Source organism: Halomicrobium zhouii (genome assembly GCF_900114435.1).
Classification (GTDB): domain Archaea; phylum Halobacteriota; class Halobacteria; order Halobacteriales; family Haloarculaceae; genus Halomicrobium; species Halomicrobium zhouii.
The window spans coordinates 833,238-852,138 of record NZ_FOZK01000002.1 but is presented as its reverse complement, the minus strand read 5'-3'; the positions used below and the strand labels follow the sequence as shown (position 1 = coordinate 852,138).

Genomic DNA, 18,901 nt, shown 5'->3' with positions numbered 1-18,901 from the left:
GGCCACCGCAACACCGAAGACCGACTGTCCCGACCCGGGAGACATGGACTACGAGACGCCGCAGTTCTACCGCGTCATCCAGTACGCGCGGCGCGCCGACCGGGACGTCGTCGACATGGTGTCGGGGAGTCCCGACTGGGACCCGCCGGAGGGGCTACGTGAGGGACTCCGCGAGTACGCCGACCTGGGCGCCGACGAGTTCCAGTACACCGCGAGCGCCGGACTGCCGGAGTTACGGACCGAGATCGCCGAGCGACGCGGCGTCGACCGCGACTGCATCGTCGTCACCAACGGCGCTGGCGAGGCGAACCACCTCGCGATGGTCGGCGGACTCGAACGCTTCTCCGGCGACGAGATACTGCTTGCGGACCCGGTCTACCCCTACTACGCTGGGCGGGCGAACTTCGTCGGGGCCGACGTCGGCTTCGTCCCGGTCGACGACGATGGCCACCTGACCCCCGAGCGGGTGCGCGAGGCCGCGAGCGAGGAGACGGCGGTCGTCGTCGTCAACTCGCCCAACAACCCCACCGGTGCGGTGTACGACGAGGCGGCGATGGCCGAGTTCGTCGCCATCGCCGAGGAGAACGACGCGCTGCTGATCAGCGACGAGGTGTACGACCACTTCGACTACACCGGCCGGTTCGCCTCGGCGCTGCAGTTCGACTCGCCCAACGTCGTCGCGACGAACGCCTTCTCGAAGTCGATGGCCATCACGGGCTTCCGGGTGGGCTACGCCGTCTTCCCGCCGGCGGACGGGCCGACCGGCGAACTGCTGGAGCGGGCCCGCACTCGTCACATGATCGTCAACGTGACCGGGTCGCGGCCGGCCCAGTACGCCGTTTACAGGGCACTGGAGACGACCGGACCGGACTACTACGCGGAGAACAGGGACCGACTCCAGGGTCGAATCGACACGTTCTGTGAGGCCCTCGACGCGGTCGGCGCCGAGTACGACCGCCCCGAAGGCGGGTTCTACGTGATGGGCCGCTTCGAGGGGTTCCCGGGCACCTTCGAGAACGTCTTCGAACTGGTCGACGAGGCCGGCGTCGCCGGGATGCCCGGCGAGGCCTTCGGCGAGTCGCGCCGGGAGTGGATCCGCTTCGCGCTCGTGACGCCGACGGTGGACGAGGCCGCCGAGCGGCTCGTCGAGTACTTCTGATCCAGGCGGCGCTGTCGTCCGAGAAGCGCGACGATACCCGGCGAACGCGTACCGAACGGTTTTCATCGAGTAGGACAATTATCTAACAGGTGTTCCGAACGTGGTCACGAGGAACGCGCCGACGTCCCGACGACGCACCGACCGAACAACCGGTCCGTCGCCCGTCAGATGAACGGACGCGCGATCGCGGTGCTTCGCGACCAGATTCGCGGGGTGATGGGCGCGCTGCTCGTCGTCGGGTTGACGTTCCACTACACGATGGAGACGTGGTGGCTCGGCTGGACGCTGCCGATGCCGTACCTCCTCGGGTTCGCCCTCGTCGGCCTGTCCGGCGTGGTCGTCGTCACCCGATTCGTCGGGTTCCACGAGGCGAACGGGGAGGCGAACGAACGCCCCGGGTCGGCGTCCCAGGTCGCGCTGGCGGTCACGCAGATACTCCTCCAGAGCTTCGTCGCCTCGTACGCCACCCTCCTGTTACTGGGTATCGTCGACCTCGGGTCGTCACCGGACCTCGCGGTCCGCCTCGGGCTGATCGAAGTCGTCCCCCTCGGGTTCGGTGCGGCGATGGCGAACCGCCTGTTCGGAACCACGAGCGACGAGGCCGCCGAGAAGGAGATGGAGTTCCCTCAGAACGTCGCGCTGTTCGTCGTCGGGGCCCTCTTCATCTCGGCCGCCATCGCACCGACCCAGGAGATGGAACTCATCGCCGCGCACATGGGCTGGGCCCACCACCTCACGCTGGTCGTCGTCACCGTCGCGCTGGTCTACCTGTTCCTGTTCGAACTCGATTTCCGGGGACAGCGGGGGCGTGCAGCCGACAATTGGCGGCTGGAACTCGGTACCGCGTTCCTGGCCTACGCCGTCGGTGCGACGACGGCGTTCCTCCTGCTCACCGCGTTCGGGCACTTCACGAACGCGACCCTCGCGCTGGTCTACCAGGAGACGGTGGTCCTGGCCTTTCCGGCGTCGCTCGGTGGCGCAGCGGCGCAGGTGGTGGTCTGAATGGATGGGGGCGACCGCACCGGCGGGAGCTCCGACGAGGGAGAGACGTCGACGACACAGAAGGTGGTGATGGCCGTCAGCATCCTGTTCACGCTGTCGCTGGTCGCCTACGGCGCGGCGCAGATGGCTGCGACGCCGAGCGGCGTCGCGCCGAGCGCCACCGTCGTTGGGACCGACACGATGCCGAACGACGAGGTGGCCGTCTCCGTTCGGCTCAGGAACCCGGGCGACGTCGGACTGGTCTCCGTGACCGTCGAGGCGGACTGCGCGAGGCCGCCGCCGAGCGTCCAGCTCACCTACGTGCCGGCCTCGACGCGTCGCCAGGCGACGCTCGTCTGTCCCGCGGGCACGACCGATCCGAACGTCTCCGTCGCGAACTGGGTGATGGCGTGACGGCGTCGGTCGGCAGTCAGCACCGGTGGCCGTCCGTCGTCGGCCGCGAGCGGCGACCCGCCGTCGGGTCGAAAAACGAGCGGTTACTAGACCGTCACTGAGCGACGCCACCGCTGGCGCCGCCGACGGCCGTCACCTCGCGCTGAACCTGCCGTCCCATCAGCACCATCGAGACGCCGGTGGCGATCAGGTTGATCCCGACGTACAGCCCGACGACCCACGCCGCCGTCGACGGGAACCCGGCGATCAGTATCACGCCCAGGGCCACCGAGAGGAGCCCGCTGGCGAGGAGAAGGGTCCACCGCGGCTGGCCGCGCAGTCGCAGCCCGACCCCGACCTCGACGAGTCCCGAGATCAGGAGGTAGGCGATCAGCAACAGCGTCAGCGTGGTCAGGCCGAGCAGCGGGTTCGCGAGCAGCGAGATACCGGCGAAGACGTACACCACGGCGAGCAGGACCTGTCCCGCGAATCCGGCCCATCCGCGCGCCCGGAAGGCGTGTGCGACGTGGACGAGGCCCCCGACGACGAGCAAGCCGCCGAGCACGAGCGAGATCGAGACGCCTGCCACGAGCGGGAACACCACGGCCAACAGTCCGAGGAGGACGATGAGTATCCCACCGACTTCGAGCGACCGCCAGCTGGTCTCCAGTCCGGGCATCGATTCACCGTCGGTCCGCGAACCGTACACTGTCGATTCTTCCATGTGGATCGCTACGCCGTCGGGCGACTTTGTTATAGATTCCTTGCGAGCGGTAAGCCGAGCGCACCGCGACGTCGCCCGCCGACTGCATCGCACTAACGCCGTCCATCGCGTGCACCACGTGGGCTTACCGTCGTCCCGGCGTCGCCGGCTCGCGGTCGGCTGCCAGCGGTAGCAGCCTCTGGGACGACATCGCGTGAGGGCGCCGGAAACCGGGTGTCGCCCCGACCCGTCCGTCTGGTCGTTGCGGGTCGGTCAGACCGGCGAGACAGCGATGACGTCGTGGCTAGCGCGACCGCGCATCGCCGTGGCGCGGACTCGTGTGGTCGGCACTGACGCGGTGCCGGTAGGCCGCAGGAAACTCTCACACGCGGACGGAGAGGACTGGAACCTGGGCCCTGTAGATGACGTGGCTGGACGTCGTTCCCATGGGGGTGTGACCGAGCAGGTCTGCGGCGTAGCCGACGACTGTACGGGGCCTATCGATGCCGACGACGATGAGGTCGACCGCTGCCTCGCGCGCGTAGTCGAGGATCACTTCGTGGGGGACGCCTTCCCGAATCACCGTCACGGGCTCGACCCCGCGGTAGCGCGCCAGCTCGGCCACGTCGCCGGTGACGACGTCGCCCCACTGGAACGGTTTCTGACGGGCATTCGACCCCGTGAAACGGCCCCGTTCGGCGTCGACCACGTAGAGCACGTGGAGACGAGCACCGAACTGCGAGGCGACGTCGATCGCGAGGTCGACCACCCTCGTCATCCGCTTGGTGCCGTCTGTCGGCAGGAGCAGATCCGAGAACGCGGGCGCCGCCGTGCCCGCGAGTTCACTGGTGGACGTCACTGGGCGTTCCCCGTGGGGAGACCGCGTCGTCCGAGACGCCGGCCGACACCGCGTCCGGGAGCGCGTTCGATCCGTCGCTACGAGCCTCGACGGCCGTATCAACGACCTGAACCGGGGGCCCCGGCTCCGCCACGACGCCGGCAGATTTCGCTCGCTCGACAGTCGTACAGAACCGCGACCCGAGGTCGTCGACGGCCGGCGGGGCGGCGTCCCCGCCGTCCCGCGCGGACGTGTCGAGCCGGGCAGCGGGGATAACGCCGCCGGCCATGTCTCGGTGACCACCCCCGCTTCCCGCGGTGCCGATGACGCTCGGCAAGACGGTCGCCAGGTTGACGCGCTGATCGACGGTGCGTGCACTGAGGTGGACCTCGTCGTCGACCACGCCGAGAGCGAGCACCGTGTCGACCGACTGCAGGTTCAACAGGTACTCCGCCGTCTGGGGGAGCGCCTCGCGGTCCGGTATCGGCCCGACCCACGAGACCAGACACGAGCCGACGGTGCGGCGGTTCCGGATCGCCGTCGCGATCGCGTCGATGGTCGTCGGTTTCATGCCCGCGCGATAGAGGTGGTCGATCGTGGCGGGGTCGCTGAGCGGGAGCATCGCGGCGGCGGCGAGGTAGTCGTGTCGCGTCGGGTGACGGACCTGATCCAGCCGTTCGCGATGGAGAGCGAACAGGAGCGCCGACGCCAGTCGCGCCGAGACCGGGACGCCGAGTTCTCGGAGGTACTCGACGAACAAGGTTGCCGTGGCACCGTACTCCGGGCGGACGTCGACGAAGTCGGCCGTCACGGGTCGGTCGTGTTCGTGGTGATCGAGGATGACGTCGACCTGCGTATCCCGGGTAAGTCCGTCGTGAACGCCCGGGACGGCGTGGTCGACGAGCGCGAGCACGTCCGGTTCGGCGGGAGTCAGCTCCGAAACCGGGCGGAGGTTCACGTCGAGATGGGCGATGAGCGCCAGGTTCTGTGGCCGAGATATCCGTGTGCCGTCGAAGTACTCGACCGTTTCGGCGCCACACCAGTGGGCGATAGTCCCGAACGCCACCGCGCTCGCGAGGCAGTCAGGATCCGGTTCCCTGTGACAGATCACCGCGACGAAGCTCTTGTCGGTGAGATAGTCCGCGAGTGCGGTAGCGAGCCTCATGCACATTTGGTTAGAAACATGACACTATAAGCGATCAGTTCGTTCGCCAGGTACGGCCGAGCCTTCGTGGGAATCGACTGCGGGTAAGCAGACGATAGCGACCGACTGCAAAGACCGGCCGCGTCGACGCCGTCGCCGCCACGGACGGCGTACACCCGGTCACGTCGCCGCTTCAGTTATGCCTCGTTTGCTCAGAAGTATGCTCGATTCATTCGCGTCGCATTGCCCCCGCCGGGCCGCGCTAACGGCTACGTCGCGTGATCCGCCCCGATCGACTGGAATGTCGGAGGGCCACGCCGAGACATCGAAGCCCCCGATGACGCGTCACTCGATGGCTCCCGCTTCGAGACGCTAGCCCGATCCAACGCGGCGAAAGGCTGAAATGAACAATGTCGACACCGCGACGTATCGTTCGATACGCACCCGCCAAACGAGATGTCGATACCAGACTTCCCCGACCCCGAGATCCCGTACACGGAGCCCATCGACTACACCGAGCCGGCGATCGGCGAGGAGGCGCGCCGACTCGACGCGAAGCCGATCGGCCAGCGAATCGCCCTCCGGCGCAGGACCCGCCGACGAGTGGTGCTGCTCGTACTCGGCTACCTCGCGACGCTCCTCGTGGGCGTCTCCATGATCAGTGACGGGCGAAACGTCATACAGGTCGCTCCGTCGCTGTTCGTCCCCGGCGTCTTCCTCGCCGGGTTCGTCTTCGAGACGCTGGACTCCGCCTCGGGAATGGGATTCGGGACGTCCCTGACGCCGCTGTTGCTATCGTTCGGCTACACCCCGCTGGAAGTCGTCCCGGTACTGTTCATCACGGAGACCGTCACCGGACTGCTCGCCGGCGCGCTCCACCACGAGTTCGAGAACGTGACGTTCTCGGTCAGCCGCCCGCTCTCGGACGCCACCAAGGCCGTGTTGCTGTTGGCCGGCTTCGGCGTCGTCGGGACGCTCGCCTCCATCGGCTTCGCGTACCTCCTGGTCGAGATACCGGAGCGCGCCATCGAGATCTACGTCGCCCTGCTCGTCATCGCGATGGGCGTCTTCGGGCTCCTCCGGCAGTTCCTGCCCAGACAGCTGACGTATCGCCCGCGCAGGCTCGCCGGGTTCGCACTACTCGCGGGACTCAACAAGGGCGTCTCGGGCGGGGGCTACGGCCCCGTCGCGACGCTCGGGCAGATCTACGCAGGCGTCTTCGAGAAGACCGCGACCGCGATCACGTCCCTGTCGGAGGGGCTGGTCTCGGTGGTCGGCGCGCTCACGTACGTGGGCCTGTTCCTCGCCGGGTTTCCCATCAGCTACGGCCTGTTCCCGTCGCTGTTCACCGGCGCGTTCCTCGCCGCCATCGCTGCGCCCTATCTCGTTCGCGTGCTCCCCGGCCGCGTGCTGGAGTACCTGATCCCGCTGTACGCGTTCTCGATCGGTACGTACGCGCTCGTCCAGCTCACGTGAGGAGGAACCCGACGCGGGGCGCCACCGGCGAGCGCTCGCCAGGGGGTATCGGACGACACGAGCCGACCGAAACGGTGCCTATCGGCCCTCGCCTTCGTCGCCCTCTTCGACGGGAATCGTCTGGCTCTGGGGCTCGTGACGGTCCCTGCCCCGGCGCGGCCCGCCGCCCATCCCCTCGCCGACGTCCACGGGGAGTTTCTCGCGGAGCTCGTCGGCGAACGACACGACGCGTCGACGAACCGTCTGGGCCTGGTCCTCGAACTTCTCGACGTTCCTGTCGACGCGCACCACCCGGTCGCGGGGAATCTGGCTCATCAGGTCGTTGCCGTCGTCGTCGGTGCCGGACTTGAGCATCCAGTGGTCGCGTGCGTAGACGACCATCTCGTTGTCGACGGTGTCCTCGACGACGTCGCCGTTCTGGTCCTCGTATACGATCGTCGCCTTGCCGAGTTCGAGCTGATCCATAGTTCAATTTTTCTAAGGTGTCTGGACGTTTAGCCTCTGCGCCGACGGCTCCCCGACTGCGGCCGGGTCCGACCCCGCATCGATGGCGTCGACGCGGTCGTTCTCGACGATATCGCGTAGATTCTCGCCCTCCTCGTCCATGTGCTGCTTGACGACAGCGAGTTCGTCCTGGATCCGCGCCGAGTGGGCCGAAATCGGCCCCGACCGGAGGAACAGTTTCTGGACGAAGTGGCTCCCGCGCCCGGAGTCGCGGAATTCCAGGCGCACCCGCCGGAGGAACAGCCGCCACACCGGATGGGTCAGGCGGAACTCGATGACGTGGTCGGGCACCACGGCCGTGTACTCGGCGTCGAGGGAGTGGTCGTCGCCGCCGACGACCTCCTCGAAGTGCGCGACCGTGCCGGTCTCGATGCGGTCGCCGCTGACGTACCGGAAGTCCCGGTGGGCCTCGGGGTGCCAGGCGCGGTAGCGACGGTCGTTCATGTGCTCGAAGAAGGCGAACACGTCGGCGCGCGGCGCGTCTATCTGGGTGCCGGCGACGATGGTTTGCATACTGGCCCTTCGTTCAGACAGGTGATAAGTATTCTCTGGCCCGCCAGGGTACCGACGGGACGCCACAGCCGGAAGTTATTCGGTCCGGCCTGGGGCACGGATCGGTATGTCCGACGCCCTCCTTCGCCGGACGATTCGACGGTGTACTGCATTCGTGTTGATCGTCCTCGGCGCCATCGCCGTCGAACTCGCATCCATCGAGTATCCCGACGGCGGGAACGTCGTCGGTGGTGCCGCGATGTTCGGCAGCGCGCTGTATCTTGCCCTGAGTGCGCTAGAGGAGATCGACGACCGAGACGAACTCCCCGGGAGAACACCGGAGACCGGAGACGACGGCAGTGACGACGACTCGGCGGGAGACGGAGACGGCTCGAACGACGATGCCGGCGGCGACGGACCATCGAGCGCGTCGATGCCACCGTTCGGAGACTAGATCCGCGATTGCCTCACGCGAACCCGACGTCGAGCTCTCGCGCTCGCTCCAGCAACTCGTCGTCGTAGAACTCGCTCGTCTGCTGTGGGTGGGCGTCGTCGATGGCCCGGACGTCCTCGACAGTGTTGGCGAAGTTCTTGAACGTCGCCTCGTCGACCATCTGGCCGTCCAGCACGACGGCGCCGGTCCCCTCGGCCTTCGCGTCGTTGAACCGCTCTATCTTCGAGACGTCGCGTTCGAGTTCCTCGCTCGTGGGCATGTGGATCCGGTTGGCCTGGACCGTCTGCTTGGGGTGGAGCGACCACGAGCCGTCGATGCCGATCTTCGCCTCGTAGGTCACCTGGTCGGCGTACCCCGGCGCGTTGAAGTACGTGACGCCGGCGCGCTCGTGGAAGAGGCGGTCGAACGGGCCGCCGACGCAGACCAGGTCGCTGGCGCTGGCCTCGTTCGAGAGGTGTTCGAGCATCGCGTCCCAGCGGGGGCGCTCGCCGTCCATCGCCCGGCCGCCGAGTTCCGCGGTGTAGTCGACGGGGCCGAAGATCAGGCCAGTGAGACGGCCGTCCTCGCCGAGCATGGCGATCTCACGCAGGTCAGACCAGGCGCGGGCGGTCTCGACGATGATCGAGAGGCCGATGCTCCCGTCGTCGTGGCCGAACTCCCGCTCGGCGTCGGCGACGGCCGACAGCGCCCGCTCGACGTCCGCGAGGCGACCGACCTTCGGCACGACGACGCCGTCGATGTGGTCGCCCGCCTCGTCGACGAGGGTCCTGATCTGGTCGCTCCCGCGCTCCCTGAATCCCGAATCGGCGTAGCTCCACTCGACGCGTGGCCATATCTCACCGCCGAAGTCGGGCGCGTGCTCGGGCACGAGGTCGGCGACGTTCTCGACGGCCTCGGCCTTCATGTTCGGCGCCGTCCCGTCCTCGATGTCCGGGACCAGCCAGTCGGGCGACTGGAACCCCTCGGCGGTCAGGCCGGATTTCAGGTACTTCGCGCTGTCCTCCTTCGGGACGGCGGCCGGTGCGGTCTGGAACGTGCGGCAGAGTCGTGTCATGGATGATGTGTCGTGGTTCGGTCTCGGTCGTCTGTTCTCTGGGCGGTCACTCCGGTCGGCAGCGGACGAGCGCCGTCCGCTCGCCTGAGTAGACGGGCGTGTTCTCCTGGTTGAAGGCGACGTGCTGGAACGTGACGGCGCCCGCCTCGGCGTCGGCCACCGGTCTGTCGGCGTCGAGCACGCGCGTGAATCCGTAGACGGTGTCCCCTAGCGTCACGAAGTCGTGGAAGCGCTCGTTCTCGAAGCGCCGCTCGCGGTACGTCGCCTCGTCCGAGCGGGCGTGGGCCAGCGCTATCGAGCGGGTGACGTCGCCGTAGGCGACGACGTCGCCCGAGGGCGAGTCAGCCATCTCGTCGCGGTTGTGGTGCTGGCGGGCGGTGTTCAGCGTCGCCAGTGGGAGCCCCGCGACCAGCGTATCGTCCATCGTCCGCCCGCGCTCGTGGCGGTAGGCGACGGCGGCGTCTTCGTCCTCGGCGCGGTCCAGCGCGGCCCGGAAGTCCTCCAGGTAGCCGCCGTCCGGGGTGACGAACGTCTCCGGGAGGTCGGGAACGTCGGAGGCGGTGTACGTGTCGCTCCGTTCGGTGGAACCGCCGTCGGTCGCCACCTGTTCTCTTCTCGGAATCATGTTCGTCCGCTCGTAGCTGACGAGCACGTCCCCGGTGTCGGCGTCGTACCCCTCGGTCTGCCAGGTGACGATGCCGTAGTCGGGCCGCGAGGAGGAGGTCCGCGTGTCCACGACGGTCGAGAGGACGTGGACCTCGGTGCCGGGGTAGACCGTTTCGTGATAGCGGACGTTCGTCCGGCCGAGGAAGTAGCCGCCCTTCTCCGAGAGGTCCTCGACGGAGGGGCCCATCACGCACGCGAGCAGGTAGTCGGGGTGGATGGGCGGTTCCTCGAACCCGCGTTCCGCGGCGACGTCGGTCCGCCAGTACGCCGGGTCGTGGTTGAGCGTCTGGCTCAGCCACTGCTCGTTGCCGGCCCGGGCGAGTCGGATGCCGGGGTCGTGTTCGATCTCGTCGCCCTCCGCGAAGAACTCGAAGAAGTGGCCCTTCTCGCGCGTCTCGGCGCGGTCGAGGGCGGCGGCGAACGTCTCCGCGTCGGTCCAGTCGGCGCCGTCCCCGTCAGTCATCGGCGGTCACCTCCGTGGCTGCGTCGGCTTCTCGACGGGCGATGGTCCGTCGCATCTCGTTGGTGACGACCATGAACCCCTCGTCGAAGCCCATCCCGGGCTTGGCCAGGACCTGGGCGGCGTTCGTCGCCAGCGCGACGTGGGCGCAGGCCCGTGCGGAGGTGACCGTCTCGTTGCAGGTGCCGCCGAGGTAGGCCCGGGTGTCGGTCCCCTCGCAGTAGCGGACGGCCTCCGCCGAGCGCTGGATGCCACCGAGGTCGGGCGCCTTCACCTGGACGACGTCGGCGGCGCCGGTGTCGACGAACGCCTGGACGTCGTCGAGCGTGTTGCACCACTCGTCGGCAACCAGGTCGACGTCCACGCCAGCGCTGGCCAGCCCCTCCCGGAGCTCCGCCATCGCGTGGATCTGTTCGGCGCGCCCCTCTGCGTCCATCGGCCCCTCGACCTGGAGTGGATAGGGAGACGCTGCCGCGCGTAACTCCTCGAAGTAGGAGACCACTTCCTCGCGGTCGTACGGCGGGCCGAACACCTCGCCGAGGACGCCGTAGACGTCGACGTGGAAGCGCGGGTCGTACGCTTCGCCGCGCTCGGTGGCCCGCTCGGCGAGCCAGTCGAGGTACTCGACCAGCGTTTCGCCGTCATCGCCCACCTTCTCGACCGAGTTGAACAGGCCGTGGGGAAGCACCGGGACTCCCTTGAGGATCATCTTCTCGGCGTTGGCGTACCGCTCGTCGCCGGACTGCCCGAACACCGGGACCGGTTCGTCGGCCGGGACGGTGCCGTACGCCTCGGCGAGCACGTCCGTCGGCGTCCGGTGGGAGGCCCGCGCGGCGGCGTTCAGCAGCGCCTGCGAGACGCCGTAGCGGACCGCAGTGTGCAGGCGGTCGCCGTCGGTTTTCGCTGGATCCAGCGATTCGACGACGGTCGCGTTCCCCCCGAACGCCGTCGCGTCCCGGCCGACGAGTGCGTCGGCGACCGGGCCCTCGACGACGGGTACGTACTCCGCGGCGCGGAACAGCGGGTCGCGCCCGCCGGCGCCGGAGTACTGCACCGCGGCGCAGTCCCCCCTGGCGACCGTTCCATCAGTGAGTTCCAGTTCGACGATGAGGCACTCGCCCGCCTCGCGGACGCGCTCGAAGCCGGGCGTCACGGGGTCGCCCTCGTAGTCGAAGCCGTCCTGGGTCGCCCCCTGTTTGATGGCCCGCTGGTCGTCGAAGAAGAACCCGGAGACGCCGGGGATCGCGCGGACGTCCTCAATCCGCATCGCCGACACCTCCGGCGAGGTCGGAATCACCGGTCGGACGGCCGATGAGCTTCCCGTCGCTGATGGCGTCGACGTCGTCGGCGACCATCCTGAACGACTCGTCGCGGCCCTCCGTGCGGGCGCGCTCGCCGAGTCGCGAGGCGTGGATCTGCTTGATGTCGTCCGGGAGCGCGAGGTCGCCGAACTCGAAGATGCGGACGCGCCCGTCGTCGTCTCTGGCGGGGAGGACCGCCCCCTTCGCGGCGTCGCTCGGCGCGAACGGCACGTCGAGCGCCCCCGAGTCGAAGGCGTTGAGCACGCCCTGGACGACGTCGCCCTCGCCCGCGTCGAAGACGGCGTCCATCAGCGCGTGCGTCGTGCGTTCGATGAGGTCCTGTTCGTCGTCGATGCCGCCGAGGTCGATGTCCTGTTCGATGAGCATGTCGATCAGCTGTCTGGTGGTGCGGAGGCCCGAGGCGTTGGCCTCCTTCGTCGGGACGCCCTGGAACTCCTGGGGGGACTTGGTGATGACTTTGTCCGGTCTGGCGACTGCCGCCGTCGCGCCGCCGAGGCCGATGACGCCGCTGGCGCGGGCCTCGTCCGGCGGGAACCCGCCCATCCACTCGTGGAAGACGGTGGTGACTGTCACATCGTCCGGGAGGTACTCTTCGCCGAGCGAGCGAAGCGCCCGCAGCGCGGCGACGTCCTGAACGAGGTTGCCGACCTGGCCGTACCCCAGCGTGAGCGAGCGAACGCCCTGGGTGGCCGCGAGCAGTCCCTCGACGAGCATCACGGCGATGGCGATCGAGGGCGGGACGAGCGTCCCGGTCAGCGGGCCGAACGGCTCGCGATTTATGGTGACGCCGCGTTCCGTGTAGGCGCCGCAGAGCCGGTCCACGAACTGCCAGTGTTCGATGGTCTCGGCCAGGCTGTGCTCCTTGGTGTAGGGGATGTTGTACGAGATCGGCCCGCCCTCGAAACTCTGGAACCCGCCGGCGAGCGTCACCATCGCCAGCAGGCGCGCGTCGGGAGTCCCGTGGCGCACCTCGATGGGGGCGTCGAGCGCCCGGACGAGTCGCCGGCAGTCCTCGACGCCGTGGTTGACCGCGGGAAAGCCGTTGAGTTCGTTGTCCGGGCTGTTGCGCGAGGCGGCCAGCCCCTCCTCGGCTTTCTCGTACTCGTTGTCGCGCGTGTACGAGTCGATGGTGGTGGGGAGGAGATCAGCGCCGCCCTCGTCCTGGAGGTATCGCAGGAGTTCGATCTGTTCTTCCAGACAGGGGACGCCGGCCCTGGGCTGGAGGAGCGGCGCGTCGGCCGACTCCAGCACGGTGGCGAACTCCTTCGAGTGCGGGAGGGACTCGTGGAAGGCGATGGCCTCCTCGAAGTCGACCTCGCGACCCGTGTGCCAGTTGTCGCGCAACTCGTTGGCGATGCGCTGTAGCTCGTCGGAGGCGAGCCGCGTGTCGGTGAGCATGGTCAGCTATCGACCCTGACCGCCTCGGGCTCGGTCGTCGTCAGCTGGAGGTCCCGCCGGAGCGAGGCGATGGCCTCCTCCGGGTCCGTCTCCGCGTCGAAGACCCGGTCGAACCCCATCTCGCGGAAGCGCTCGCGCGTCGACTCGAAGTCGTCCTGGCCGACCGAAAGGTTGCCGCCGACGTAGGTGAGGACGTCGAGTCCAGCCTCCTCGAGTCGCTCGTGGAAGCCCTCGCAGTCCTGGCGCGCGTGCCCGTACAGCGAAGAGACGAGTACAGCCCCCGCGTCCTCGGCTTTCGCCGCTTCGACGAACTCCTCCTGCGAGCTCTGGACGCCGAGATTCTCGACCTCGAATCCGGCGGCCGACAGCGCCTGTTCGAGGATCGTGATCCCGACGACGTGCGCGTCGGATCCTATCACGCCGAGGATGACCGTTTCGGGCATGTACTACCTCGTGGTGGGGCACCCACAATAAACGTAATGATTTTTCATGATAATACACCTTAAGGAGATTATAATGATTTATCACCAAGATTGATGTGGGCCCGGTCACTGGCCGAGAGCATGGGAGCCCTATCGGACCTCCGGGTGCTCGACCTGACCCAGGTGCTGGCCGGCCCGTACTGCACGATGTTGCTCGCGGACATGGGCGCGGACGTGGTGAAGATAGAGCGCCCCGGCGGCGACCTCATCCGGCCGAACCCGCCCTACGCCGAAAGCAGCGACGAGCCCTACGGCGGCTACTTCCAGAGCGTCAACCGCGGCAAGCGCTCGCTGGAACTCGACCTCGGCGACGTGGAGGACCGCGAGGCCTTTCTCTCGCTCGTCGAGGAGGCCGACGTCGTCGTCGAGAACTACCGCGCGGGGACGATGGAGCGCTTCGATCTCTCCTACGAGACCCTGCGCGAGCGGAATCCGGAGCTCGTCTACGCCTCCATCCGTGGCTTCGGCGACCCGCGGACCGGCGAGACCGACCGGCAGGGCCAGCCATCCTTCGACCTCATCGCCCAGGCCCTCGGCGGCGTCATGGAGATCACCGGCCAGGAAGACGGCCCGCCGACGAAGGTCGGCCCCGGCATCGGCGACCTGTTCACGGCCGCGCTCTCGGCCGTCGGCATCCTGGCCGCGATCCACCACCGCGACCGCACCGGCGAGGGCCAGTACGTCGACACCGCGATGTACGACGCCATGGTCTCGATGACGGAGCGCGCCGTCTACCAGTACTCCTACACCGGCGACGCGCCCTCGCGCCAGGGCAACTCGCACCCGACGCTGTTCCCCTACGACGCCTTCGAGTGTGCGGACGGGTACGTCGTCATCGCCGCGTTCTCCGACGGCCACTGGCGCGGCCTCTGCGAGGCGATGGACCGGGCGGACCTGGCCGCGGACTATCCGGACGCCGCGTCCCGGATGGCCGAGCGGGAGTCACTCAGGTCGGCCATCGCCGACTGGACCCGGGACCTGGCGACGGCCGACGTCGTGGACGCGCTGGAGGGGCAGGTCCCCGCCGCACCGGTGCAGGATACCGCCGACATCTTCGAGGATTCCCACGTCGAGGACCGGGACATGCTCGTCGACGTCGAACAGCCCGGCGCCGGCCGGGACGTGACCATCGCCGGCTCGCCGATCAAGATGAGCGAGACCGAGACCGCGCCCGGCGGCCGCGCCCCGCTGCTCGACGAGCATCGAGCGGAGATCCTCGGCGACGACGCGTCAGAGGCCGAGGGGCGACGGACCGCAGAGAGCGACGACTGAGACCTGGTGTGCGGTCGAGGACGCTATCCTTCCTGCTCGACGAGGTCGTCGAGCGCTTCGCTGACGAACTCGCTCCGGGTCGCGATGCCCTGTGCCCGGCACGACTCGTCCATCCGGTCGAGCACTCCCTCCGAGAACCGGACGGTTATCTCCTCGCGGTCCGGCGTCGATCCGGTGGCTGTCATGGCCCGTCGTTGGCCCGTCTCGGTCAAAAGGCTACCGCCATGGCGTCTGACGCCCGTCTTCCGCCGATGATTGATTCGGTGGGTTGTTGCGGGGAATAGGGGTGGACGAAGGAATTGATCAGTCTCCACACACACGTCGAAAGCCGTCGATGGATCGCTTTGAGTCGGTACCGATACCGCAAACAGAGGAAAGCCCTCGGCCCGCTCGACTCGCGCGGCTCGTTGCGCGCGCTCGCTTCGCTCGCGTGCTTACTTCACCGTGCTTCGTCGACCGCACCTCGCCCTTTCAATCCACCAGGACCAGCATCGCTCGCGCGATGAAACGCGCTCGCGATTAAAACCACCAAACCTCCCCGGTCGCGCCGCGTCCGCGTCGCGACACGCTTCCTGACCGCACCACACGGCCGGGAGCGCGTTTCATCGCGCGACCAGGGGGAGGGCAGGGCTGCGGTGGTGTGCCTGGAGGAATGAAAGGGCGAGGCGGGGTCCGGGAACCTCGGGCCCATAAGCACCGCAACGCAGTGAGGAGCGCAGTGGGCCCGCGGGACCGGAGCGCGCCGAGGGCTTTCTACGTCCCGTTCTCGGTACTCCTGTGTACGAAAGAACACCACACAACTCCGAGCCAGAATTCCGGAGGTTCAAATCCGGTGACGATCAACCCCTGTCCAATGAGTGACGGCGCGGCCCAGGAGGGAGACGCCGAGGGGGACCCAGCGGCCGAGGGGGAGGCCACCTGGCGGGAGTACTTCGCGTTCGAGGAGCCGTACGCGAACCAGGCCGACGCCGTCGAGCAGGCGATCCGGGCGGGCAAGTCGAAGGGGTACCTGGCGATGGAGGGGCCCTGCGGGACGGGGAAGACGATGGCTGCGCTGACCGCGGCAACCTCCCTCGTTCGCGACACCGACCTGTACGAACGGGTCGTCGTCGTGACGCCGGTCAAGCAACAGCTCCAGCAGTTCGTCGAGGACCTGCGGGCGATGAACGCGCACATGGACGAGCCGATGGACGGCATCTCACTCGTGGGGAAACCGGATCTGTGTCCCTACGGCCGGGAGGGGCTGTTCCCCGACGACGCGAGCACGCACGACCGCTGTGAGGACCTGCGGGAGGACACCGCCCGACTCGTGGAGGCCGACAGCAACGCGACGGAGTCGGCGGCGGCCAGCGCGGCCATCGAGGCCGAAGTCGACGACGATCAGTGGTGGGACCCCGAGATCGCGAGCGACCTGGCGAAGGCCGCTCGGCCAGAGGCCCAGGCCCAGCAGAGCTTCGGCGACGACAGCCTGGCGACGGCGAACGCGACCTCGCCCTATCGCAAGTCCCAGCCGAGCGCGCCCGAAGAACTGGCCGAGAGCGACGACCCGCCGCTGTACTGCCCGTTCGAGGCCGACTGGTACGCCCGCAACAAGGGCTCGCCGATCGACTTCGACGCCGGCCGCCAGCGCGTCGTCACCATCGACGACTACCTCCCGGAGTCCGTCGAGCGCGGGACCTGTCCGCATCGCGTGATGAACGTCATGCTCGAGGAGGCCGACGTCGTCGTCGGGAACTACAACCACCTCTTCGACCCGAAGACGCGCCCGCTGCTCGCGTCCATCCTCGACGACCAGACGTTCGTGATCGTCGACGAGGCCCACCGGCTGGAGGAGCGGGTCCGCGACCTGCTCTCGGACAGGGTCGGCAAGCAGACGCTCGTGCGGGCGCGCAACGACTGTAACCACCTGATCCAGCGCGCACAGCAGACCCAGGACCACAAACAGCAGGTCGAGGAGGTCCTCTCGGTCCGGGAGGTCCCCCTCGACGCCGTCAAGGACGCCCGCGAATTCTACGACGACCTGATCGACTGGCTCGACATGCGCGTCCGGGAGTACCTCGACGGCGAGGCCGAGGGCTGGCGCGCGGACCCATCGACGCTGCCCGAGCGGGAACAGGAGATCCCGCTTCGCGACCCGGAAGAGCCCGGACAGGACGACCTCACTGCGTGGGCCGAGGAGATGGGCTACGAGGGGAGCCTGTGGCGGACGCTCTCGAAGGTCGGCGCGGCGGTCGAGGACGTCCTCGACGAACTCGGCGAGACGCGCCAGCCAGTCTGTGCCGCCGTCGGCGCCATCATGGGCAACTGGTGGGAGCGCGACCACGCGAGTTTCCTCCGGGAGATCGAACTCGAACACGCGCCCGCCGACGAGCGCCACGTCGACGCCGACTACGAACAGATGTACACGCCGGGCCTGTTGCTGTACAACTGCATGCCCGCCCGCGCGCTCCGGGACATCTTCGACGAGTTAGGCGGGGGCGTGCTGATGAGCGCGACACTGGAGCCGCTGGACGTGTTCGCCCACGTCTCCGGATTGACGTTTCTCGAAGAGGGCGGCAAGGACCGGGACTCGCGGCCCGTCTACGATCGCACCTACGGGCTGACGTTCCCGGAGGAGAACCGAGCCTCGTGGCTCGTCGACTGCCGCCCTTTCACCGCGCGAAACCGCGGCGACCCCGAGGACATGCGCCCGCTCGGTGAGGGGTGGAACCCGACGCGCGACGAGTACGCCCACGCGCTGCGGGCGCTCGCCCGCTCGCCGGGCAACGTGATGATCTCGATGCCGAACTACCGCGAGGCCCGGTGGGCCGGCGCGTACCTGGAAGACGCCGTCACCAAGCCCGTCCTCGTCGACGAGTCCTCCAGCAACGAGGAGACCGACCGCCGCAAGCAGCAGTTCTTCCGCGGCGGCGACAAGGTGCTCGTCACGAGTACCAGGGGCACCCTCACCGAGGGCGTCGACTACGACGGCGCGAAGCTCTCGACCTGCGCCGTCGTCGGCGTCCCGCTCGTCAACATCGGCTCCCCCCGCGTCCGCGCCGTTCAGCGTGCCTACGGCGACGTCTTCGGCGAGGACGACGCCTTCGAGTACGCCCTGACCGTGCCCGCGGTCCGACGCGCCCGCCAGGCCATCGGCCGCGTCATCAGAGGCACCGACGAAGTGGGCGTCCGCGCGTTCGTCGGCCGCCGGTACTGCCCCGGCGCGCGCCACTCGGTGTACCCCTTCCTCCCCGAGGAAGAACGCGCGGAGTTCACCCGGATGACCCCCGAATTCCTCGCCGAACAGATCGACCGATTCTGGGACGAACGCTGAATTCTTTCTTCGTCGATCCCCAGGATCGACCCGGAGTTCTACGTGTATTCGGTCGACGGCTATAGGTAGCTGACTGGTATGTATCATGACTCACCCCGCGAACAAAAAGCCTATACGTATTTGAGTAAGTGTCTCTGTGAATGCCGCACTGTCAGAACTGTGAGTCGTTCGTCACCGAGCAGTACGTTCGGGTGTTCACGCCCGAAGGACACGACGGGCCGCGGGTCTGCCCGTATTGCGAGGACAAGCTCCGGGACGGCAACGACGTCCGCGAAGCGCGTTCGTCCCGTCAGTGACGGCGCTGGTCCCCGCCACCTGATTTTTTGGCTGTCGATGTTGTGTTGATGGTGTGAGTGTCTCCGAGTGCGGACTGGTGAGGCCGTTCGTGAGTAGCTGAACTGCTGTGTTCCACAGAGAGCGCAGCGGAAACGGGCGAGAGACCAGTTCGGACGCGCGTCCAGCCGCTAGAACGATAGCAAAACGGGTCGTTTTTGCCTGTCGGGACCCAATTTTTCGCCCATGGAAGACACCGGGAAGGCCGTCGAGACCAGAGATCTGCTCGACGACCGGGAGGACGAAAGCGGGATCTCTCGCAAGCAGGCGCTGCTGTTCGTCTCACCGTTCCTCTTCATCGGTCTCGCCGACCTCGTCCTCTTGCTCTTCTGGGGACTGGACCCGCTCTGGGGCTTCATGATCCTCCCGCCGATCCTCTTCATGAGCGTGCTGACGTGGATCGCGTTCCGCACCGGCTTCGCCAGTGACCGGACCGACTTCTAGGTGACCGCGACGT

General features: G+C 67.9%; 20 protein-coding genes. 9 read left to right on the top strand and 11 right to left on the bottom strand.

Features of this window, described 5'->3' with window-relative positions:
* Positions 1–43 precede the first annotated feature (43 nt).
* The 3 genes from BM337_RS11370 to BM337_RS11360 all read left to right on the top strand — a co-directional run bounded on the left by BM337_RS11370 (position 44) and on the right by BM337_RS11360 (position 2,554).
* The gene (locus BM337_RS11370) at positions 44–1,159 is read left to right on the top strand and encodes a pyridoxal phosphate-dependent aminotransferase (RefSeq protein WP_089816718.1); all 1,116 of its coding nucleotides are present in this window, start codon (positions 44–46) and stop codon (positions 1,157–1,159) included.
* 168 nt (positions 1,160–1,327) lie between these two features.
* Positions 1,328–2,161 (top strand): DUF2391 family protein, encoded by an 834-nt coding sequence (locus BM337_RS11365; protein ID WP_089816717.1) that lies wholly within the window; start codon positions 1,328–1,330, stop codon positions 2,159–2,161.
* Entirely contained in the window at positions 2,162–2,554 is a 393-nt protein-coding gene (locus tag BM337_RS11360; RefSeq protein WP_089816716.1) for a hypothetical protein, read from the top strand.
* 94 nt (positions 2,555–2,648) lie between these two features.
* On the opposite strand, the gene BM337_RS11355 is transcribed toward BM337_RS11360, so the two are convergent.
* From BM337_RS11355 to BM337_RS11345, 3 genes are all read right to left on the bottom strand, one after another.
* Positions 2,649–3,257 (bottom strand): HdeD family acid-resistance protein, encoded by a 609-nt coding sequence (locus BM337_RS11355; RefSeq protein ID WP_245778655.1) that lies wholly within the window; start codon positions 3,255–3,257, stop codon positions 2,649–2,651.
* A gap of 361 nt (positions 3,258–3,618) precedes the next feature.
* Positions 3,619–4,095, bottom strand: coding sequence for a universal stress protein (locus BM337_RS11350; RefSeq protein WP_089816715.1), 477 nt, complete (start codon positions 4,093–4,095; stop codon positions 3,619–3,621).
* Positions 4,079–5,239: a DHH family phosphoesterase gene (locus tag BM337_RS11345; RefSeq protein WP_177227431.1), complete on the bottom strand. Its 1,161-nt coding sequence runs from the start codon at positions 5,237–5,239 to the stop codon at positions 4,079–4,081. The genes BM337_RS11350 and BM337_RS11345 overlap by 17 nt, the downstream gene beginning before the upstream one ends.
* 435 nt (positions 5,240–5,674) lie before the next feature.
* Between BM337_RS11345 and BM337_RS11340 the strand changes: the two genes are divergently transcribed.
* The gene (locus tag BM337_RS11340) at positions 5,675–6,694 is read left to right on the top strand and encodes a sulfite exporter TauE/SafE family protein (protein WP_089816713.1); all 1,020 of its coding nucleotides are present in this window, start codon (positions 5,675–5,677) and stop codon (positions 6,692–6,694) included.
* Between the two features lie 78 nt (positions 6,695–6,772).
* Here the strand turns inward: BM337_RS11340 and BM337_RS11335 are convergent, their stop codons facing one another.
* Both BM337_RS11335 and BM337_RS11330 read right to left on the bottom strand, forming a co-directional pair.
* Positions 6,773–7,159, bottom strand: coding sequence for a hypothetical protein (locus tag BM337_RS11335; RefSeq protein WP_089816712.1), 387 nt, complete (start codon positions 7,157–7,159; stop codon positions 6,773–6,775).
* 12 nt (positions 7,160–7,171) lie between these two features.
* Positions 7,172–7,711, bottom strand: a complete 540-nt coding sequence (locus tag BM337_RS11330; RefSeq protein ID WP_089816711.1) for an SRPBCC family protein — start codon at positions 7,709–7,711, stop codon at positions 7,172–7,174.
* A 106-nt stretch (positions 7,712–7,817) separates the two neighbouring features.
* Here BM337_RS11330 and BM337_RS11325 point away from each other — a divergent pair, with 106 nt between their 5' ends.
* Positions 7,818–8,144 (top strand): hypothetical protein, encoded by a 327-nt coding sequence (locus BM337_RS11325; protein WP_089816710.1) that lies wholly within the window; start codon positions 7,818–7,820, stop codon positions 8,142–8,144.
* A 13-nt stretch (positions 8,145–8,157) separates the two neighbouring features.
* Here BM337_RS11325 and citE read toward each other — a convergent pair whose 3' ends face one another.
* Genes citE through glmS form a run of 5 tightly spaced genes read right to left on the bottom strand, consistent with a single transcriptional unit; the run spans position 8,158 to position 13,487 of the window.
* The gene (citE, locus tag BM337_RS11320; protein ID WP_089816709.1) at positions 8,158–9,198 is read right to left on the bottom strand and encodes an L-malyl-CoA/beta-methylmalyl-CoA lyase; all 1,041 of its coding nucleotides are present in this window, start codon (positions 9,196–9,198) and stop codon (positions 8,158–8,160) included.
* 46 nt (positions 9,199–9,244) lie between these two features.
* Positions 9,245–10,327: a 2-methylfumaryl-CoA hydratase gene (gene mch / locus BM337_RS11315; protein ID WP_089816708.1), complete on the bottom strand. Its 1,083-nt coding sequence runs from the start codon at positions 10,325–10,327 to the stop codon at positions 9,245–9,247.
* Positions 10,320–11,591 (bottom strand): methylaspartate ammonia-lyase, encoded by a 1,272-nt coding sequence (locus BM337_RS11310; RefSeq protein WP_089816707.1) that lies wholly within the window; start codon positions 11,589–11,591, stop codon positions 10,320–10,322. Before BM337_RS11310 ends, mch begins: the two co-directional genes overlap by 8 nt.
* Positions 11,581–13,044: a methylaspartate mutase subunit E gene (locus tag BM337_RS11305; RefSeq protein WP_089816706.1), complete on the bottom strand. Its 1,464-nt coding sequence runs from the start codon at positions 13,042–13,044 to the stop codon at positions 11,581–11,583. The genes BM337_RS11310 and BM337_RS11305 overlap by 11 nt, the downstream gene beginning before the upstream one ends.
* Before the next feature lie 2 nt (positions 13,045–13,046).
* Positions 13,047–13,487 carry a methylaspartate mutase subunit S gene (glmS, locus tag BM337_RS11300; protein ID WP_089816705.1) on the bottom strand — a complete coding sequence of 147 codons (441 nt, stop codon included), beginning with the start codon at positions 13,485–13,487 and terminating at the stop codon, positions 13,047–13,049.
* A gap of 120 nt (positions 13,488–13,607) precedes the next feature.
* Here glmS and mct point away from each other — a divergent pair, with 120 nt between their 5' ends.
* Positions 13,608–14,798 carry a succinyl-CoA:mesaconate CoA-transferase gene (mct, locus tag BM337_RS11295; protein WP_089816704.1) on the top strand — a complete coding sequence of 397 codons (1,191 nt, stop codon included), beginning with the start codon at positions 13,608–13,610 and terminating at the stop codon, positions 14,796–14,798.
* Between the two features lie 23 nt (positions 14,799–14,821).
* Here mct and BM337_RS21155 read toward each other — a convergent pair whose 3' ends face one another.
* Positions 14,822–14,983, bottom strand: a complete 162-nt coding sequence (locus tag BM337_RS21155; protein ID WP_177227429.1) for a ribbon-helix-helix domain-containing protein — start codon at positions 14,981–14,983, stop codon at positions 14,822–14,824.
* Positions 14,984–15,651: 668 nt separating this feature from the next.
* Here BM337_RS21155 and BM337_RS11290 point away from each other — a divergent pair.
* The 3 genes from BM337_RS11290 (at position 15,652) to BM337_RS11285 (ending at position 18,888) form a co-directional block, all read left to right on the top strand.
* Positions 15,652–18,111, top strand: a complete 2,460-nt coding sequence (locus tag BM337_RS11290) for an ATP-dependent DNA helicase (RefSeq protein ID WP_089816703.1) — start codon at positions 15,652–15,654, stop codon at positions 18,109–18,111.
* Between the two features lie 140 nt (positions 18,112–18,251).
* Entirely contained in the window at positions 18,252–18,407 is a 156-nt protein-coding gene (locus tag BM337_RS21150; RefSeq protein WP_177227426.1) for a DUF7563 family protein, read from the top strand.
* 223 nt (positions 18,408–18,630) lie between these two features.
* Positions 18,631–18,888 (top strand): DUF8142 family protein, encoded by a 258-nt coding sequence (locus tag BM337_RS11285; protein ID WP_089816702.1) that lies wholly within the window; start codon positions 18,631–18,633, stop codon positions 18,886–18,888.
* Positions 18,889–18,901: the final 13 nt, after the last annotated feature.

Bases quoted from the DNA above. Each gene is read 5' to 3' on its own strand.
- BM337_RS11370 (WP_089816718.1), top strand. From the start codon at position 44: ATGGACTACGAGACGCCGCAGTTCTACCGCGTCATCCAGTACGCGCGG.
- BM337_RS11365 (WP_089816717.1), top strand. From the start codon at position 1,328: ATGAACGGACGCGCGATCGCGGTGCTTCGCGACCAGATTCGCGGGGTG.
- BM337_RS11360 (WP_089816716.1), top strand. From the start codon at position 2,162: ATGGATGGGGGCGACCGCACCGGCGGGAGCTCCGACGAGGGAGAGACG.
- BM337_RS11355 (WP_245778655.1), bottom strand. From the start codon at position 3,257: ATGGAAGAATCGACAGTGTACGGTTCGCGGACCGACGGTGAATCGATG.
- BM337_RS11345 (WP_177227431.1), bottom strand. From the start codon at position 5,239: ATGAGGCTCGCTACCGCACTCGCGGACTATCTCACCGACAAGAGCTTC.
- BM337_RS11340 (WP_089816713.1), top strand. From the start codon at position 5,675: ATGTCGATACCAGACTTCCCCGACCCCGAGATCCCGTACACGGAGCCC.
- BM337_RS11335 (WP_089816712.1), bottom strand. From the start codon at position 7,159: ATGGATCAGCTCGAACTCGGCAAGGCGACGATCGTATACGAGGACCAG.
- BM337_RS11330 (WP_089816711.1), bottom strand. From the start codon at position 7,711: ATGCAAACCATCGTCGCCGGCACCCAGATAGACGCGCCGCGCGCCGAC.
- BM337_RS11325 (WP_089816710.1), top strand. From the start codon at position 7,818: ATGTCCGACGCCCTCCTTCGCCGGACGATTCGACGGTGTACTGCATTC.
- citE (WP_089816709.1), bottom strand. From the start codon at position 9,198: ATGACACGACTCTGCCGCACGTTCCAGACCGCACCGGCCGCCGTCCCG.
- mch (WP_089816708.1), bottom strand. From the start codon at position 10,327: ATGACTGACGGGGACGGCGCCGACTGGACCGACGCGGAGACGTTCGCC.
- BM337_RS11310 (WP_089816707.1), bottom strand. From the start codon at position 11,591: ATGCGGATTGAGGACGTCCGCGCGATCCCCGGCGTCTCCGGGTTCTTC.
- BM337_RS11305 (WP_089816706.1), bottom strand. From the start codon at position 13,044: ATGCTCACCGACACGCGGCTCGCCTCCGACGAGCTACAGCGCATCGCC.
- glmS (WP_089816705.1), bottom strand. From the start codon at position 13,487: ATGCCCGAAACGGTCATCCTCGGCGTGATAGGATCCGACGCGCACGTC.
- mct (WP_089816704.1), top strand. From the start codon at position 13,608: ATGGGAGCCCTATCGGACCTCCGGGTGCTCGACCTGACCCAGGTGCTG.
- BM337_RS21155 (WP_177227429.1), bottom strand. From the start codon at position 14,983: ATGACAGCCACCGGATCGACGCCGGACCGCGAGGAGATAACCGTCCGG.
- BM337_RS11290 (WP_089816703.1), top strand. From the start codon at position 15,652: ATGAGTGACGGCGCGGCCCAGGAGGGAGACGCCGAGGGGGACCCAGCG.
- BM337_RS21150 (WP_177227426.1), top strand. From the start codon at position 18,252: ATGCCGCACTGTCAGAACTGTGAGTCGTTCGTCACCGAGCAGTACGTT.
- BM337_RS11285 (WP_089816702.1), top strand. From the start codon at position 18,631: ATGGAAGACACCGGGAAGGCCGTCGAGACCAGAGATCTGCTCGACGAC.